General features: G+C 43.6%; 15 protein-coding genes. 2 read left to right on the forward strand and 13 right to left on the reverse strand.

What is annotated here, in order from left to right; genetic code table 11:
• The 10 genes from gspL to gspC are packed head-to-tail and all read right to left on the reverse strand — an operon-like array spanning window position 1 to window position 10,177.
• Window positions 1-1,194: a type II secretion system protein GspL gene (gene gspL, locus HJG39_RS09585; RefSeq protein ID WP_268408751.1), complete on the reverse strand. Its 1,194-nt coding sequence runs from the start codon at window positions 1,192-1,194 to the stop codon at window positions 1-3.
• Window positions 1,195-2,247, reverse strand: coding sequence for a type II secretion system minor pseudopilin GspK (gspK, locus tag HJG39_RS09590; protein ID WP_268408752.1), 1,053 nt, complete (start codon window positions 2,245-2,247; stop codon window positions 1,195-1,197).
• Window positions 2,244-2,876 carry a type II secretion system minor pseudopilin GspJ gene (gene gspJ, locus HJG39_RS09595; protein ID WP_268408754.1) on the reverse strand — a complete coding sequence of 211 codons (633 nt, stop codon included), beginning with the start codon at window positions 2,874-2,876 and terminating at the stop codon, window positions 2,244-2,246. Before gspJ ends, gspK begins: the two co-directional genes overlap by 4 nt.
• Window positions 2,866-3,273, reverse strand: coding sequence for a type II secretion system minor pseudopilin GspI (gspI, locus tag HJG39_RS09600; protein WP_268408755.1), 408 nt, complete (start codon window positions 3,271-3,273; stop codon window positions 2,866-2,868). The genes gspJ and gspI overlap by 11 nt, the downstream gene beginning before the upstream one ends.
• A complete protein-coding gene (gspH, locus tag HJG39_RS09605; protein WP_268408756.1) occupies window positions 3,270-3,899 on the reverse strand; it encodes a type II secretion system minor pseudopilin GspH in 630 nt (209 codons plus the stop codon). Before gspH ends, gspI begins: the two co-directional genes overlap by 4 nt.
• 39 nt (window positions 3,900-3,938) lie before the next feature.
• The gene (gene gspG / locus HJG39_RS09610; protein ID WP_268408758.1) at window positions 3,939-4,364 is read right to left on the reverse strand and encodes a type II secretion system major pseudopilin GspG; all 426 of its coding nucleotides are present in this window, start codon (window positions 4,362-4,364) and stop codon (window positions 3,939-3,941) included.
• A 15-nt stretch (window positions 4,365-4,379) separates the two neighbouring features.
• Window positions 4,380-5,597: a type II secretion system inner membrane protein GspF gene (gene gspF, locus HJG39_RS09615; protein WP_268408759.1), complete on the reverse strand. Its 1,218-nt coding sequence runs from the start codon at window positions 5,595-5,597 to the stop codon at window positions 4,380-4,382.
• Between the two features lies 1 nt (window position 5,598).
• Window positions 5,599-7,164 carry a type II secretion system ATPase GspE gene (gene gspE, locus HJG39_RS09620; protein ID WP_268408761.1) on the reverse strand — a complete coding sequence of 522 codons (1,566 nt, stop codon included), beginning with the start codon at window positions 7,162-7,164 and terminating at the stop codon, window positions 5,599-5,601.
• 2 nt (window positions 7,165-7,166) lie between these two features.
• Entirely contained in the window at window positions 7,167-9,215 is a 2,049-nt protein-coding gene (gene gspD / locus HJG39_RS09625) for a type II secretion system secretin GspD (RefSeq protein WP_268408763.1), read from the reverse strand.
• Window positions 9,216-9,229: 14 nt separating this feature from the next.
• The gene (gene gspC, locus HJG39_RS09630) at window positions 9,230-10,177 is read right to left on the reverse strand and encodes a type II secretion system protein GspC (protein WP_268408764.1); all 948 of its coding nucleotides are present in this window, start codon (window positions 10,175-10,177) and stop codon (window positions 9,230-9,232) included.
• Between the two features lie 526 nt (window positions 10,178-10,703).
• Here gspC and HJG39_RS09635 point away from each other — a divergent pair.
• Window positions 10,704-11,108 carry an RNA-binding S4 domain-containing protein gene (locus HJG39_RS09635; RefSeq protein ID WP_268408766.1) on the forward strand — a complete coding sequence of 135 codons (405 nt, stop codon included), beginning with the start codon at window positions 10,704-10,706 and terminating at the stop codon, window positions 11,106-11,108.
• 135 nt (window positions 11,109-11,243) lie between these two features.
• On the forward strand, window positions 11,244-12,143 hold the full coding sequence (hslO, locus tag HJG39_RS09640) for an Hsp33 family molecular chaperone HslO (RefSeq protein ID WP_268408767.1): 900 nt from the start codon (window positions 11,244-11,246) through the stop codon (window positions 12,141-12,143).
• Window positions 12,144-12,189: 46 nt separating this feature from the next.
• Here hslO and HJG39_RS09645 read toward each other — a convergent pair whose 3' ends face one another.
• The 3 genes from HJG39_RS09645 to ompR all read right to left on the reverse strand — a co-directional run bounded on the left by HJG39_RS09645 (window position 12,190) and on the right by ompR (window position 16,170).
• Window positions 12,190-13,947, reverse strand: a complete 1,758-nt coding sequence (locus HJG39_RS09645) for a phosphatidylinositol-specific phospholipase C domain-containing protein (RefSeq protein WP_268408769.1) — start codon at window positions 13,945-13,947, stop codon at window positions 12,190-12,192.
• Window positions 13,948-14,055: 108 nt separating this feature from the next.
• The gene (gene envZ, locus HJG39_RS09650; RefSeq protein WP_268408771.1) at window positions 14,056-15,390 is read right to left on the reverse strand and encodes a two-component system sensor histidine kinase EnvZ; all 1,335 of its coding nucleotides are present in this window, start codon (window positions 15,388-15,390) and stop codon (window positions 14,056-14,058) included.
• 45 nt (window positions 15,391-15,435) lie between these two features.
• A complete protein-coding gene (gene ompR, locus HJG39_RS09655) occupies window positions 15,436-16,170 on the reverse strand; it encodes an osmolarity response regulator transcription factor OmpR (RefSeq protein WP_268408773.1) in 735 nt (244 codons plus the stop codon).
• Window position 16,171: the final 1 nt, after the last annotated feature.

A 16,171-nucleotide genomic window follows, 5' to 3' on the forward strand; every position in this document is an offset into this window, starting at 1 on the left:
CTAACTCCTTATGATCAAGGATCCCATAACGAGATCATCTCGGTTATTGATAGCGCCTTGTTGCACTTCGAACCCTTGTTGCTCAGCCAATGTTTTAAACTTCTCTAGAGATTCGAAATTACTAGCTACCGCTTGTAGACGAATCTCCGCGCGATTTCTATCAAAACGAATCGTTTGAGGTTTTACTTTGCTGCTGGAAAAAGCAGGAGAAAGTTGGGAAAGCATCACCAGCATTGATGTGCCGCCGCTACTCCCTTCCAAGACCTGCATTTTTTGGTTCATTTGCTTACGTACACTAACAATACGTCTCACTTCAGGAAACGCCCGACGAAACTCTTCTTGGATCTCTGCCTTTAATGCGTTTGACTCACTGCTGTAATGACTCGCCTGCCAACCTTTGTCGGCCAAGGTCGCTAGCAATGAAACTCCGGCCAAAATCGCCGCTAAACGCCACTTTTTAAATCCACCATTGGTGTTTTGTTTCGGCCTAAATTCACCCTGCAATAAATTGAAACTTGAGGCCATCGCGCCCTTTGCCAGCACTTCCATTGGCAATGCTGAAATATCGGGCTGCAATTCGGTATTCGGAATGGCAGGAATTTCTAGCTCTGTCAGGTTTTGAATGACAACTTTTTCTTCCTGATGCTTTGTTAGGTGTGCAATTGCGGGAATCATCCACGAAACCTCCCCTTGAACACCTTGCCAATGCGACTGTCTGAGCAATATCTCATTACCCAACATCATTGCCGTCCAAGCACCTTCAACATGAGGCAACGCGAGCACATCAGGCACCAGTCGAGAACAGCTCAATCCAGCCTCGTTCATGGTGTCTATCCAAAAGTGCATTTTTTCTTTTTGCACAACCGCGATGTTTTGCAACTCACCTTCTCGACCACCAATAGCAAAATAGGTCGACTCAATGTCAGTGGTCACATCATCTTCAAGCATAAACGGAATAGCAGCCAATGCTTTGCTGCCGACTTTCGCTGGAAGCGTTATTTGCTTTAACAAAACGTCACTGCCGGGGACCAATGCAATAATGGATCTGTTGCCAGCTCTGTCTCGCAGAGTCGACAATTCAGAGGCATCGGGTAACACCCCAGACGCAATGATCTCGTTCTGTTCAGCAGACCACACTAGCCAATTAACGGGCTCTTGTATTTGCGAACCTAAACGGATGACCAACTGTTCCACTTAAAGTTTACCTCCAAATTCTCGACGAATGATTTGTACATTATCCGATTCGTCTACTTTGAACACGGTTGACATAGCAAAAGAAGCATTATTGTAACTAGCTTTGGTATGTAAAATAAAATACCGTGTTGTCACATCAAACCACGCTTGTTGCTCATCAGAAAGCCCTTGAGAAGCAACTTCACTTTGGGTTAAAAAGTCTTCTTTTTTATCATAAGGAATGTTGCTAATGAGGTTATTTGCATCAGCAACAGACATACCTGTTAAAGCCGCTAACAAAGGCGCTCTCTCAGGCGTTAATGTATTAACATTTATTTTCAGCGCAGTTTCATTTGGAATAACACAAACGTACTTCATTAATTCGCTAATCCAAGGCAGCTCTGCACCTTTCACTAATCTTAATTCGGTTTTATTGGTCATTAGACCATTAGCAGCTAAATAGGGATGCTGTTTGGACTCATAATCAGGGTCTTCTGCACCAAAACTGCCACTTAAGTTAGAATCTTCATCCAACCAATCTACTAGGGAATCTTTTAACGTATCGGCACTGAGGCTTGGCACATTTAACTCCTGACTACGGAGTAAACGATGAAAAGCGGTTGCTAATCCATCAATACCATTTTGCTGATTACTACCACGATTATTTTGGTTGTTACCACCGGTATTGTTATTCCCTTGGTTATTATTGCCATTCGCATTGCCGTTAGCGTTTCCTTGCTCTCCCCCCTCAGCCAATGCGTTCAAGTTGAAACAACTTTGCATATCCTCTAGCTGCGCTTGAATGCCGCCACCGGGCAATGGAAAAGCCAGTTCGGAAGATGCCCAAGGTTGTTTGATATGAATGATATCTTCGTCTTCTTCCAATAATTTGCGTATGGCAATAGCAGCGTACTCCTCTGCGCCCATTGCATACCAATAAGCTTGATTCCCATCTTTTAAATTCGCCGCTCTACGCACCTGAATCTGTAGACGTCCTGCCATTTCTGTAGCAATAATTGTGACCATTGCCACAATCAACAACACGACAATTAGTGCGACGCCCCGTTGCTTCATGCAGGGCCTCCAGCAGCTAATGCAAATTCCCTACGAATACGGCCAAAACTTTTGGTTTCGATGATCAAGGCGACCGCTTTGGGTAGTTCTTCTCCTGAGTAGTTGTCTCCCCAGTTAGAGGTATCTTCGGCGTCTTGTTTTTGACGTAAAAAGAACTCAACTTGGAAATCTTCTACATCCTCAAGTAACACTTTCACTCTGGGTTCTGCTCCTACTACGTTATCCACATAATTGGAATAGACCTTTTCCAGCCTGCCTTCTTGAAGTCGATAACCCACGGCTTGCAACGTACTTCTTGGTAACATTAATTGTGGGTTTTGCCAGCCAAGCCGAACAAAACCAATACCATCCGCTTCGCTCTCGAGGAAGTTTTCTCCCCCTTTTAAAACAATCTTGTTGTCTCCCGTTGAAGACCTAACAGGGCGCGCTGTAGCTTGTAGCAAATCTCGCTCTATTGTGAGCATGATGCGTTGCAATCGTTGTAGTGCAGCAAACTTTTCTTGTGACGCTTCATCACTATCCAGTACCCGATTTAGCACACTATTTGATGCCAACCCAATAATCGTAAAAATGGCGATAGCAACCATTATCTCCAGCAAAGTAAAGCCGCGAGATCGTCTAACGAGCATTACGCGCTCCAACAACGGGTCGCGATAAAAACGTGGTAACACTGGTGATAATGTTTTCCCCCGCTTCATCTGAACTCACTCTTACCTCAATGGAGAGCATGTCCTTTTCTTGTGTTTCCACGGTTTTTTGTTGCCAATACCACGTTGCCCCGGCCATTTCTTCGGCTCCCTTGGCATTATTTTGAGGTGGCCATTTTTCTTCTAAAGACAACTGAGTTAAGCGGTTATTAGCAACCCACGTAGCGAAAGTGAGATCTTGTAAAACAGACACTCCTCGCAAATGTTCTGTTACTGCATTCATCACAGAAACTGAAGAAAATGCGAAAATGAACAACGCAACCATCACTTCGACGAGCGTCATGCCTTTTATTTTTTTCAGCAATTTATTCATTTTCATAGCGAATCCAATGGCCCTTCTAATTCAAGTGGCGTTTCATCAATGCCATTAACCTTAAAGTAGGTAATAGGCTCATCGCTAAAATCCGGTTCAAATTTGAACACCAAACTAAAGGGTGTAATTTCACCACTGGAGAAAATCAGAATTTGTGGTGGAGGTAGCTTTTTCTCTTCTTCATTGCCTATTTCTACACCTTCGTCAGAAATAGATAATTCTTCGTCGAAAACGTCCTGATCAAACAGGTTGTCATCGCCTTGCCAAGGAAGCCCATCAAGGACCAATTCCAAGGTAAAAGGCTCTGATAATTCGGTTTCTTTAAGTATTTTGTCACCTGAAAACAGTTGCCATTTTTGCTCCTGATCCAGATACATAAACTGATAGAGTTGTTTGTCTTCTTCAATGCGTAAACCTAGCTGTTGTTGGTTAAGAATGGCCATATCTGAGGCCATATCAACAACAACTTGGAAACGCCGAGCCTCTTTTTCAAGCAACTCAGCCTGACTTCTGCCCCCAATATTCACCACCACAAAGCTGACAAACAGCGCCATCAAAGTGATAACCAGCATCACCTCTAATAAAGTGAAGCCGGTTTCATGACGATGTTTGGGTGCGGTTGTGGTTCTCACAATATTGCATCATTCAATGAGTACAGGCAGTACATGTTATTAATTCAGGAAGTCGCTTAGGTTCCAGTTACCGATGTCATCATCAGTACCTGCTTGACCGTCTGGACCATTGCTGAACAAGTCAATCGTGCCTAACTCCCCCGGGCTGAGCAATTGATAATCGTTACCCCAAGGGTCTTGAGGTAAACGCTTAATAAAGCCATCCGTTGGGTAATTACGTGGGATAGGTTCAATTGTTGGCTCATTAACCAGCGCATCTAAACCCTGTTCCGTTGTAGGAAACACGTTATTGCGTAGCTTGTACATCTCTAGCGCGCCTTCCAATTGCTGTACATCAACCGCAGCTTTTTTCAGTTTCGCTTCTTCGGTATTACCCAAAATATTGGGGGCAATGATCGCTGTCATCAAACCAATAATTAAGATAACAACCATTACTTCTATTAGGCTGAAGCCCTTTGTTTTCATACTGCTTCTCCTTCTTTACACTAAAGAATTCAGGGATACGATTGGTAACAAAATGGCGATAATAATGAAGAACACAATCCCCGCCATCAATAAAACAATTGCAGGGGTCATGATACTCAACGCAATATTGACTTGAGTTTCAAATTCGCGGTCTTGATTATCCGCAGCCCTTGCTAACATTTGTTGTAATTCACCACTTTTCTCACCGGAAGCAATCATATGCATCATCATGGGTGGAAACGTTTTGGTTTTTTCTAGCGCAACTTTAAGGCTCGATCCTTCTTGAACTAACGTAGCCGCCTCTAAAATCAGCTTCTTAATATAATCGTTGGTGAGCACTTGCCCAGCTATACGCATACCATCCAAAACAGGTACCGCACTAGCGGTTAAAATACTTAATGTGCTGGCGAAACGTGCTGTGTTTAACCCTTTAATCACTTTGCCAAATACGGGTAGGCCAAGCATCCTTTGATGCACTTTTAAGCGGAAACTGGGAACCGTCATCATGCGTTTAAAACCAATTGCCAACAGAATAACCGCAACGATGACAAAAACGATGTATGACTTAAACCACTCACTGATGGCAATTAAGAACTGAGTGACCCCAGGTAATTCTTGCCCCATGGTGTCGAACTGCCCCACAATTTTAGGAACAACGTAGGTTAACAATAGGCTTACAATACCAAAGGCAATGGTCAGCATAAGAATGGGGTAAATCATTGCTTGAGATATTTTGCTGCGAATATGTTGGCGCTTTTCCGTATAATCAGCCAACCGATTTAACACGGTATCCAAATGTCCAGACTTCTCCCCTGCTGCAACCATCGCTCGGAATAGGTTGTCAAAAATAGAGGGGAAATCGGCCATAGCATCAGCAAGAGAATGACCTTCTACTACCCTGCTTCTCACTGCCAGCATCATATTTTTCTGACGTGGTTTTTCGCACTGTTCAGCTACCGCTTGTAATGATTCTTCCAACGGTAATGCAGACTCAACTAAGGTAGCGAGCTGACGAGTTAATAGCGCCAGATCCGACGTTGAAATTGATGGTTGAAAGAGCGTAAAACCAGAAGAACCTTGTTTTTTTGCTTTTTCCGCAACCTGCTCAAGTTCAAGAGGAATTAAGCCTTTTTCTCTAAGTTGGGCGCGAACTTGTTTTGCATTATCGCCTTCTAACACACCGGACTTATTGCGCCCGGTTTTATCCATTGCTTTATACGAAAAGGCAGCCATCTTATTCGTCCCTAGTTACACGCAATACCTCTTCAAGCGTAGTGCGGCCTTCCAAAACTTTTCGACACCCGTCATCACGAATGCTAGGAGTAAACTGACGAATGTACCTTTCAATTGCTTGTTCGCCACGACCGTTGTGAATTTGGTCGCGAATATTCTCATCCACCACTAACAATTCATGAATCCCCGTACGGCCCCGATACCCCGTATAGTTACAAGCAGGACAGCCTTTAGGCGCATAGATTACAGGCATCTCCTCACCGGGCTTTATGCCCAATAGCTCTCGTTCACGATCGGTTGGAGTATGTTCTTCACGACAATCAGAGCAGAGGGTTCTAACTAGGCGTTGCGATAATACCGCCAACAAACTAGAAGAAAGCAAGAATGGCTCAATTCCCATATCTTCCAAGCGCGTAATAGCACCCGAAGCGGTATTTGTATGGAGCGTTGATAACACTAAGTGACCGGTTAAACTGGCCTGAACACCAATTTGCGCGGTTTCAAGGTCACGGATTTCCCCAATCATTACAACGTCTGGATCCTGACGAAGAATAGCCCGCAAACCGCGCGCAAATGTCATATCAACACGTGGGTTAACCTGTGTTTGTCCGATACCTTGTAAATCGAATTCGATTGGGTCTTCAACGGTAAGAATGTTTCTGTCTTTCGAATTAATTTCCGAGAGTCCGGCATACAGCGTGGTACTTTTACCGGATCCTGTTGGACCCGTAACCAGAATAATGCCGTGGGGCTTGCGGATAAGCTGGGAAAAAGTTTTGCGGTTTTCTGGTGTCATGCCTAAATCTTTTAGATTTAAGCGAGCGTTGTTTTTATCAAGCAAACGTAATACCACGCGCTCACCATGACCAGTTGGCATGGTACTCACACGCACATCCACCGCTCGACCAGCTATACGCAAGGTAATACGACCATCTTGCGGAACGCGCTTTTCAGCGATATCGAGTTTCGCCATAACTTTTATACGCGAAACCAGCATCGATGACAGCTTACGATTGGGTCTTAAGATCTCACGTAAAACACCATCGACACGGAACCGCACAACTAATTGATTTTCAAACGTTTCAACGTGAATATCGGAAGCGCCTTCCTTAATCGCCTCGCCCAACATAGCATTGATTAGCTTGATAATTGGCGCGTCATCTTCACTCTCTAGCAAATCTTCTGTTTCAGGCAGTTCTTCTGCTAAAGAGAATAAATCCGACTCATTACCGATGTCTTCCATCAGTTGTTTAGCGGCAGAAGTATCACGTTGATAACTGTCTGTAAGTAGCCCTTCGAAGCGGTCGTTTTCAACTTCTTCTAAGGTGAAGCCTTCCCCCAAAAATCGCCTTACTTCAGCAAATACGGGAAAAGGTGTTTCATCTGTGTAGTAAACCGTTGGAGGCTCAGTCGCCATATTAAGCAATACATGGTGTCGCTTAGCGTAACCAAACGATAGCTGTTTAATCGCCCCATCTTGTTCGACTTCAGCAGCATCAATTTCATGCTCGATAACCTCATCGAGCACTTCTTGTGTTGTGGTTTTTAGGCTAGCCGTTTCAGACATGATTAGTCCTTCGCCTCGGCGTCTTTCTGCTGCAAGTAATCTTCGAAAGATGGCGGCAGCTCTAGCGGGTTTTTCCAATCAGGTAAGCTTGGCGTATCCGTATTAGGCATTAATGGAATGCCCTCAGCCTGACGCTTCAATTGCTCTGCTCGAATAAAGTTATACTTGCGATGACTGATCTTATTCATGGTAATACCGTCACGAATAATCTTCGGACGAATAAAGACAAGCAAATTACGACGACGCTTACTGGTCGTTGTTGATTTAAATAGGTTACCTAAGAATGGAATGTCACCTAACAACGGCACCTTAGAGATACTTTCTTGAATATCTTCATCAATCAGGCCACCTAACACAACGGTGTCGCCATCGTCAGCCATTACGGTGGTTTTAATTTCACGTTTGTTGATTGCAATATCAACGGCAGTAGCACCACTAACACTCGACACTTCCTGCTCAATAATAAGCTGAACCGCCGAGCCTTCGTTAATTTGCGGAGTGACTTTTAACTTGGTACCGACTTCCTTACGTTCTACGGTTTGGAAAGGGTTGGCGTTGTTTGAACCCGTTTGAGCGCCGGTGATAATTGGTACTTCTTGACCAACAATAAAGAAGGCTTCTTCGTTATCCATCGTGGTTAAATGTGGCGTTGCAAGGATATTAGAATTGGTATCCGAGCTTACTGCCTGCACAATCGCTCCCCAATCATCCTCTACAATACCGACCATAAAGCCATTCACATTCCCCAACAAGTTGGCTAATAACGTTGGATCACCCTCTTCGGTTTCTTCAATAGGCGTCACTTCACCATTTTCACTACCAATAACGTTGCTGCGAATCGTTCTGTCACGCGCTTGGTCAATAGCAACGGCGAGCTGACCAATTGGAACTGTGCCGTTAGTAAATTGCTGACCGCCACCACTTGATGTTGCCCACTGAACACCCAAGCTTGTGCCGTCACCTTCAAAGACTTCAACAATGATTGCTTCAACTAGCACCTGCGCACGACGCACGTCTAACTGGCGAATAACCTCTAGCAATGATGACATCATGTCCGGTTCCGCAGTGATAACCAATGCATTTGAGTCGACATGTGCTTCAATACTGATGTCGCGATCACTATTACGGCGACGAGAATTGGCACTACCTTGTTGTTGCTGACCTTCTGCTTTAATGCTGGCGCTCACTCCTTGGAGCACTTTAACAAGCTCTTCTGCTTTAGCGTATTTAAGGAAAGTAACGCGGGTATTACCGTTGGTTTCTAATTCTTTATCCAAACGCGAGATAAGCTTAATAATTCGTTGACGCGCTTTAATATCGCCACTAACGATCACGCTATTTGTACGATCATCAGCAACTATTTTAGGCTCAAGGTTTGGAGGCGTATTTTGTTTGTTTTGTGAATTGTTAATGCTTTCAATGATGCGAACCATCTCTGATGCAGAAGCGTATTTCAGCTTAACAATTTCAACCTCGCGGTCGCCGGCCTTATCGACCCGCTCAATAATCTCTGTTAAACGGTTTACGACTGCCGCCCGGCCTGTAAGCATCATGACGTTAGAAGGGTCGTGACTGATAACATTACCGCCCCCTGCTTGGTCATTTAACTGGCGTAGAATAGGTGCAAGTTCACGCACCGGCACACTGTAAACAGGCACAACGCGCGTGATCATCTCATCGCCATCGTACAACTGGCCATCAATAACCGGGATATTCGACGTTTTTGCGTCTTTGTCGCGAACCACTTTCAAAACGCCTGTTGGCATTTCTACTACGGCATAGCCATAAACTTGCAACACATTTAAGAAGAATTGGTAATACTGTTCTTCTGTTAATAAGTCATAACTACGAACCGTAATTTTGCCACGTACATTAGGATCAACAATGATGGTTCTTTTTAAATTCTTACCAACAATATTGATAAATTCCGTGATTTCCGTCCCTTTAAAATTAGGGGAATATTCCGCAGCAATGCTTGAAGCACTGATCGTTGGTAGTATAAATACTGATGTTGCGAGTAAGGTTTTTAAGACTTGGGTGATAAGCCGCATATTCTTATCCTATGTTATTCTTCTTCCGACTCAGGCAAGGTTAGGTAAAGATCTTCTTCTACACCGTCACGTAGTACGGTAAGTTCCATTTTTTTAGAGTTTCGAAGCACTTCCATGGCTTGCATTGCCTGACCGACGTCTGTCAGATCGAGCCCATTAATTTCGGTTACTACATCATTATCACGTAGCCCCGAATTTGCGAATAAACTGGTATTTTTCCCCGGGTTTACACGATAGCCTGTTAGATCGCCTCCGTCTCTCATTGGCGTAATCTTAATAAAATCTAGGAAGCGCTCCGGTTTTGCTCTTAAGTTCGCTAATTGCTCACTGGAAACAGGGCTATTAACGTTTTTTAAATTTAGTGACTTTAGCGAAGGCGGACCTGAGTCTTCTTCCTCAGCCCTCTGGCTTCCGACAATCTGATTACGCGCTAATTTGTTAAACTCTACGCCATCTAGCATCAAGGTTTCAAAGCGAGATCCATTACGGATGATAATGCGGTCAACCAATACTTCATGAATAGAAGCACGAGTTCCTTCAATATTCTCACCAATACCGTAGGTTGCTTGTTGCCCTCGGTAATCAACAATGGCCGCACCGGCCTCAACGAGAGAGGATGCAACCACTCCCGTTAGTCTTAAATTAAGTTGGGTTTGAGGCGCGTCTTGTACGATAGGTTCAACCTTCTTTGGCTTTTCATTTGCGCTACCAAACAAGTTCAAATTTTGGACGCCTGAAATATTGACGCTATTTTGAGAAGAGGCATTTTGAGAAGACGCATCTGATCTAGCTTGTGAAGATGCAGGTTCGGCATTCGGTTCGGGTAGTAAACGCCAGGTGAAATCAGCTACGAGAACGATTAAATAAATCACCAACAAAGCAACAACAGCAGTATTTATTGTCTGCTGATAGCGCTGAATTTGTCGCCAAATTTGACTGATAATTTCGTCACTTGTTGTCATAAAAATGTATTCGTTCTAGCTTAAAAATTTGTCATTTGAGCAAAACTATACCCAAAATAGGGCTGCACATAATAGATGCTCGCCCAAAAGGGTACAACCATATCCGAGCCGAATTACAAAAAAATAACAAAGTTGATGTTTATTTTGTCAAATTCTCTGAACAAACTCGGGCAAAGAGTTACAACATTAAGCTAACTCATTGAATGAATGCTGAATAGCCTAATATTTGGACCAATTTATTTACCGGGAGGTATCTTTACATAATGTAGAGGCTTTTCCTAGAGCCGCCGTTTAACTTTTGCATCATCACTCAATTGACGTGGAACAAGCCAGTTTTTTATTCAATCGAAACGACTTTAGTTATTCGCACGACTAACAAACTAAGATTAAATGATTTTATTGAAACATGGGTTATGATAGTTAGCTCTGAAACGTAAACAAGCTGCTAACAATACAGAATACCTGTTGCCACCGGCTTACCGCTTAAGTGAATCTAATAATCAGCATAAGGTAAAAACGAGATTACATGAGCAATCAGAAAGAGACCAACAATACTGCTGCCGTCCGAATTGATAAATGGCTTTGGGCAGCCCGCTTCTTTAAAACGCGGGCAACCGCCAGAGAAATGGTGCAATCGGGTCGTGTTCAATATAATGGCGCGCGCGCTAAACCAAGCAAAGTGGTTGAACTAGGTGCAAAGGTTTCCATTCCTGCGGGCTTCGATATGAAGGAAGTCATTATCGAAAAAATTATGGATAAGCGTCAGGGAGCCCCTATTGCGCAAACCTTATATCGGGAAACCGAGCAGAGCGTGAAGAAACGCGAAGAAAACAAACTCGCAAGACAAACGCAAAGCTTTCATAGCCCTCGACCAGAGAATAAGCCTGATAAAAAACAACGTCGTGAATTGATAAAGATGAAACATCAATAAAACTTAGTTTAATGTTGTTTTCGTTCAACTCACTACACTGCTAAAATGGCCCACAGTTCTAGTTATCCTAATTTGATGCTGATGGGAGCTTAACCTTTCCGCTCTCAGCCGCAATATAAGTTATTCGGAGTTCCCTTGAGTACACAAAAAACAGATCAACTGCACCGCTTTTTATTTAGCGAGGCGCACATTCGTGGTGAATTAGTGCAGTTAAGCGAGAGTGTGAAAGCCATGCTCGACACCAAAGCATACCCGCCATGTTTACAAACCCTTTTATCGGAAATGATGCTTGCCACCAGTTTGCTTACCGCCACACTAAAATTCGAAGGTGAAATCAGCCTACAATTGCAATGTGAAGAAGGTGCTTTGAAATACGCCTTGATTAACGGTAATCACCAACAACAACTGCGAGGTATTGCACGTTGGGATGGAGAGCTTAGTGATGAATCGTTTTCCGAGATTGTTGGCAAGAAAGGCGTATTAGCCATTACTATCATGCCGAAAAAAGGTCAGCAATATCAGGGAATTGTCGCGCTTGATAAGCCGAGCTTAGCAGAATGTTTAAAAGGCTATTTTGAGCAATCTGAACAGCTTGCTACCGAAATCGTACTGCACACGTTGATGACAGAAAAGGAAGTGAAAGCGGCAGGTATGTTGTTACAAGCATTACCGCAATCAGATACCTCACATCAAAAACAGAATGACACATTTGAGCACGTTGCCCACCTAACCAAAACGATTACTAAAGCAGAAATTACAGAGCTACCAGTGGAAGAAATCTTGCACCGACTTTACCATCAAGAAGAGGTCCGCTTATTCGACCCCGTTGATGTGTCTTTCTCTTGTACTTGCAGTCAAGAAAAAGTGAATCAAGCCATTGCCTCTTTACCAACCGAGGAAGTCAGAAATTTGCTTGATGAGCGAGGTAAAATCTCGACGAGCTGTCAGTATTGTTTTGCTGAATACAAATTCACTGAGGAGGATTTTCAAAATATCCTTGGAGATGCTCAACCAAATAGCAGCAAACTTCATTAAGTTATCTGCGGCGGCAAGCCGATAATGCATTGCCGCCACACCTATTCTAAGGCAAAGGATTGGTGTTATTCTGGATAATCGCCACATCTGCCACTCGTGCATATTCCACATAATCAACGTAGAGCATATTTACAATCTTTCCATATTGATTTTGGGCGGGCAACTCAACCATTGCTTCACCTAAGGCACGGTTTGCTTCCTTAGATACAGGCCATACAGCCGTGGGAGGTGTGAGTGTCCAAGACAATAAGAACAAATCACATGGCACACTTGAGTCTTTTTTACACTGCCCTGTGAAATTCTCGAACTTTTCAAATTGATCCTGCTTCATTTTACTAAAACTCATCGTATTCGAATATTCATCAAATACCGTCAAGTCTGCTTGAGCCACCTTTTCTGAGTCCCAATCCTTGTATACCCAAAAACCTTGACGAGGTTCGTTGATTGCCAAGTCATTACCAATCACAACCATCATCGCAGGGCCATTGCTTACATATTCGTTTAGTGTTCCTTGAGCAAGCCGTTTTCCTTCTGGCTTAGTTTTTACCATCCAGTCACCAATCGCATTTTCAACTTCCTGACAAAAATCGGAATAATGACTTGAGCCAATATCGCTAAAGTGAGAGAACTTCAATATTGCTAACTCTTTATTGCCTTGCTGACAGTAGCTTTTTATATCGCTGAGCACTTCCGACAAATCGGGACCATTTATGGGGCCGTGATAGATAACAAATTTGCTTCCGGTCCATTTCGGGCGCAGGTCGAAATAACGAACACCAGCTTCCAATTGTTGTTTGATGTCGAGATCTTGTGTTTTTCCTAAAATCGCCAAACCACCTTTATACATACCGGAATCATGAGAGGCAGGAAGTGCTAACTGTGCTACCGTGCGATTACCGAGTTCACTAAGTCGGTCTTGCATCCAAGCAGCACGGTTCGTGAGCAGTGACGTTGAATACCATAATCCATACAAAACCGTTTCGCTTGGATGCACTTGCACTGCGGTATCCGCAGCGATGCCAATAGACGGGCGCTTTCCATCATCAAACTCAACTGCATCACTTTGCCAATTGATTTGTGTTCCATTGATGCTTCCTTGTCGCTGCATTAATGTGCCGCCATTGCTATAAACAACAACGACGGTACCATCATCTGTTAACGCGACACTTGGCGAACCGCCTGTTCCAAATTGATGGCTATCACCAAAGTCTATTTTACTCCCGTTGACACGACCAACGTGATACCAAACTGTACTTGTACTTTGAGATTGATGTACTTCGACCACATAACCATTGTTGTTCAAAGCAACTTGCGGATAGCTTCCTGAATCATATTCATGACTACTATGCCAATCGATCTTACTCCCATTCACTTGTCCAACGTGATAATAGAGCCCACTACTGAACGAACTTTGGGTTTTGTGAACTTCTACAACGATTCCATCGTCATTCACTGCCACATTGGGTTCTATGCCTTTGTCATATTTATGCGAGCTTCCCCAAGAAACCGCACCTCCCGACACATTGCCAACATGATAATACAAGGTGCTACCAGCTTCGTTTTTATGAACTTCTACCGCCACACCTTTGTTATTTAAGCCAACTGAGGGGGTATTACCGGTGTCATATTTAGTGCTCTGTCCCCAGCTTACAGTTGCTTTATTAAGCTCACCTAGTCGATAGTAGAGATTGAAGCCTTCTTCATTTTTATGCACTTCAAGCACCTGACCTGATGCATTAATCGCTACACTTGGGATGCTGCCTGTATCGTATTGTTCGGATAATCCTAAAAATACATCTTTCATTAGTTTTTCCTCTGTTCTTTCATCGTGAATACATGATGCAACAGAGGTTAGAAGAAGAAATAGAAAGGTGGTATTACACCTTATTACGGATAGTGTTGAAGTGAAGGGTTAAGCGTTTTCAATTCCTTTACGTAGCTTTTTTTTCGGTGTGAGTTTTGTTGGTAAGCTTACCGTCGCAACCATGCCTCCTTCTGGATGGTTGCTCAGCATGATTTTACCTCCATGCATTTCAACAGCCTTTTTCACTATCGCAAGACCAAGACCAGAACCTACACTCCCTCTGGCTTTATCACCTTGTGTGAACGGTTGGAAAAGCTTTTCAATATCGGTTTTCGGTATCCCTGAACCAAAGTCTCTAATGGTAAACGTGACTTGATCATATTTGGCATCGTGGAGAGAAGAAATGACAATGTTATCACTGCCATAACGAAACGCATTTTCAATTAAGTTATCCAAAATGCGCTTAATCGCAACGCGATGAGCCTGAATATTAGGTAGAGGTTGCAAGGAAACCGTAATATGATGATGCCCTTCCACATTCCGAGCTTGAACTGCTTCACCAATCAGTTCATTAATATCCATTATTTCCGTTTTTTCAGAGCAATCCTGCCTAACATAATCGGTGAACTGATCGATAATACCGTTCATATCTTCAATATCTTGAATTATTCCGTCCCGAATCCAAGACTCATTTTCAGATAACATTTCCGTAGCCAATCGAATACGTGTTAATGGTGTTCTTAAATCATGGGAAATGCCCGCAGTTAACAATGCTCTATCATCTTCGAGCTGCTGAATTCCTCGCGCCATTTGGTTAAAGGTTCGAGTAACTTCGATAATTTCACTGGTCCCTTCCTCATTTAGAGGCGGGGGAATTTGTCCTTTCCCTACTTGATGCGCCGCTTTAGAAAGCGCTTGTAGCGGCCGGTTTAAGCGTCGAACAAAGAGCCATCCACCAGCAACACTCAGTACGCCGATGACCAGCAAATAAATGGTAAGTGGAGAAATATTAGCCTCACCAACCCCCGTCATTGGTACCGTAATCCAGAGGTTAGGCGCTTGCGGAGGTCTCACCCAAAAGCGTTGGGGTTCTCCCGGCGTAACTCGGACTTCTGCGGGGCCACCTAAGGCTTCACTCATTTCACGGGATAAAAACTGATAATAAGTCGATTGAGCCAAACCATTCTCAACCGCATCCTCTTCACTGTAAATTCGGATCCCTGTTGCGGCAAAATAACGCTTATGAAACTGAGGATTCAAATAATCAACGTCTTCAAGGAACAACACTTTGATATGTGTTGCTAACAGACTATTGATTTGCTGATAACTAGGGCGGATAAAAGTGTAAGTAACCGAAAGATAAGACACCACTTGGTTAATGAGCAGCAATATGCCAATTAACAGCACGGTTTGACCAAATGCACTTCGAGGTTTTAAATGCATCTGGCCCCTCTCATATTGAGCAATTTATCGGAAGAGGTCACTAAATTAACTAGCTTGAACTTGCTCTGCACCGTCTGGCACAAACACGTAGCCTAACCCCCAAACCGTCTGAATATAGCGAGGATTGGTTGGGTCTTCTTCCAGCATGCGTCTTAAACGAGACACTTGCACATCAATACTACGCTCAAGTGCACTGTAATCACGTCCCCGAGCTAAGTTCATTAGCTTATCTCGTGACAATGGCTCCCGAGGATGAGTCACTAAAGCTTTTAGTACGGCAAACTCTCCACTGGTTAACGCCATTGGCTCACCGTTATTGGTCATTTCTCGTGTGCCCAAATTAAGTGAGTACTGGGCAAACTGGACAATTTGCTCTTCTCTGGAGGGCGCTCCCGGCGCTTCTGCGGTGTTACGTCGCAGTACGGCTTTGATTCGCGCCTGCAATTCCCTTGGATTAAAAGGTTTTGGTAAATAGTCATCAGCGCCCATTTCTAACCCAATGATACGATCTACCTCTTCGCCTTTGGCTGTTAACATGATAATTGGCATCATATTATTGCTCTGACGCATACGGCGACAAATCGATAAACCATCTTCACCGGGTAGCATTAAATCTAATACCATTAGGTGAAAGTTTTCTCGTTCAAGTAAACGTTCCATTTGTTCCGAGTTTGCCGCTGTTCTAACCTGATATCCTTGTTCAACTAAATATCTTTCCAGCAAACTACGTAAACGCATGTCGTCATCGACAACTAAAATCTTTGGGGTTTCTTGTCCCATA

Source organism: Alteromonas sp. a30, assembly GCF_026788005.1.
Lineage (GTDB): Bacteria > Pseudomonadota > Gammaproteobacteria > Enterobacterales > Alteromonadaceae > Paraneptunicella.

Coding starts and splice junctions, on each gene's coding strand:
- gspK (WP_268408752.1), bottom strand. CDS start 2,247: ATGAAGCAACGGGGCGTCGCACTAATTGTCGTGTTGTTGATTGTGGCA.
- HJG39_RS09635 (WP_268408766.1), top strand. CDS start 10,704: ATGAGCAATCAGAAAGAGACCAACAATACTGCTGCCGTCCGAATTGAT.
- gspJ (WP_268408754.1), bottom strand. CDS start 2,876: ATGCTCGTTAGACGATCTCGCGGCTTTACTTTGCTGGAGATAATGGTT.
- gspE (WP_268408761.1), bottom strand. CDS start 7,164: ATGTCTGAAACGGCTAGCCTAAAAACCACAACACAAGAAGTGCTCGAT.
- gspC (WP_268408764.1), bottom strand. CDS start 10,177: ATGACAACAAGTGACGAAATTATCAGTCAAATTTGGCGACAAATTCAG.
- ompR (WP_268408773.1), bottom strand. CDS start 16,170: ATGGGACAAGAAACCCCAAAGATTTTAGTTGTCGATGACGACATGCGT.
- HJG39_RS09645 (WP_268408769.1), bottom strand. CDS start 13,947: ATGAAAGATGTATTTTTAGGATTATCCGAACAATACGATACAGGCAGC.
- envZ (WP_268408771.1), bottom strand. CDS start 15,390: ATGCATTTAAAACCTCGAAGTGCATTTGGTCAAACCGTGCTGTTAATT.
- gspD (WP_268408763.1), bottom strand. CDS start 9,215: ATGCGGCTTATCACCCAAGTCTTAAAAACCTTACTCGCAACATCAGTA.
- gspI (WP_268408755.1), bottom strand. CDS start 3,273: ATGAAAATGAATAAATTGCTGAAAAAAATAAAAGGCATGACGCTCGTC.
- gspG (WP_268408758.1), bottom strand. CDS start 4,364: ATGAAAACAAAGGGCTTCAGCCTAATAGAAGTAATGGTTGTTATCTTA.
- gspF (WP_268408759.1), bottom strand. CDS start 5,597: ATGGCTGCCTTTTCGTATAAAGCAATGGATAAAACCGGGCGCAATAAG.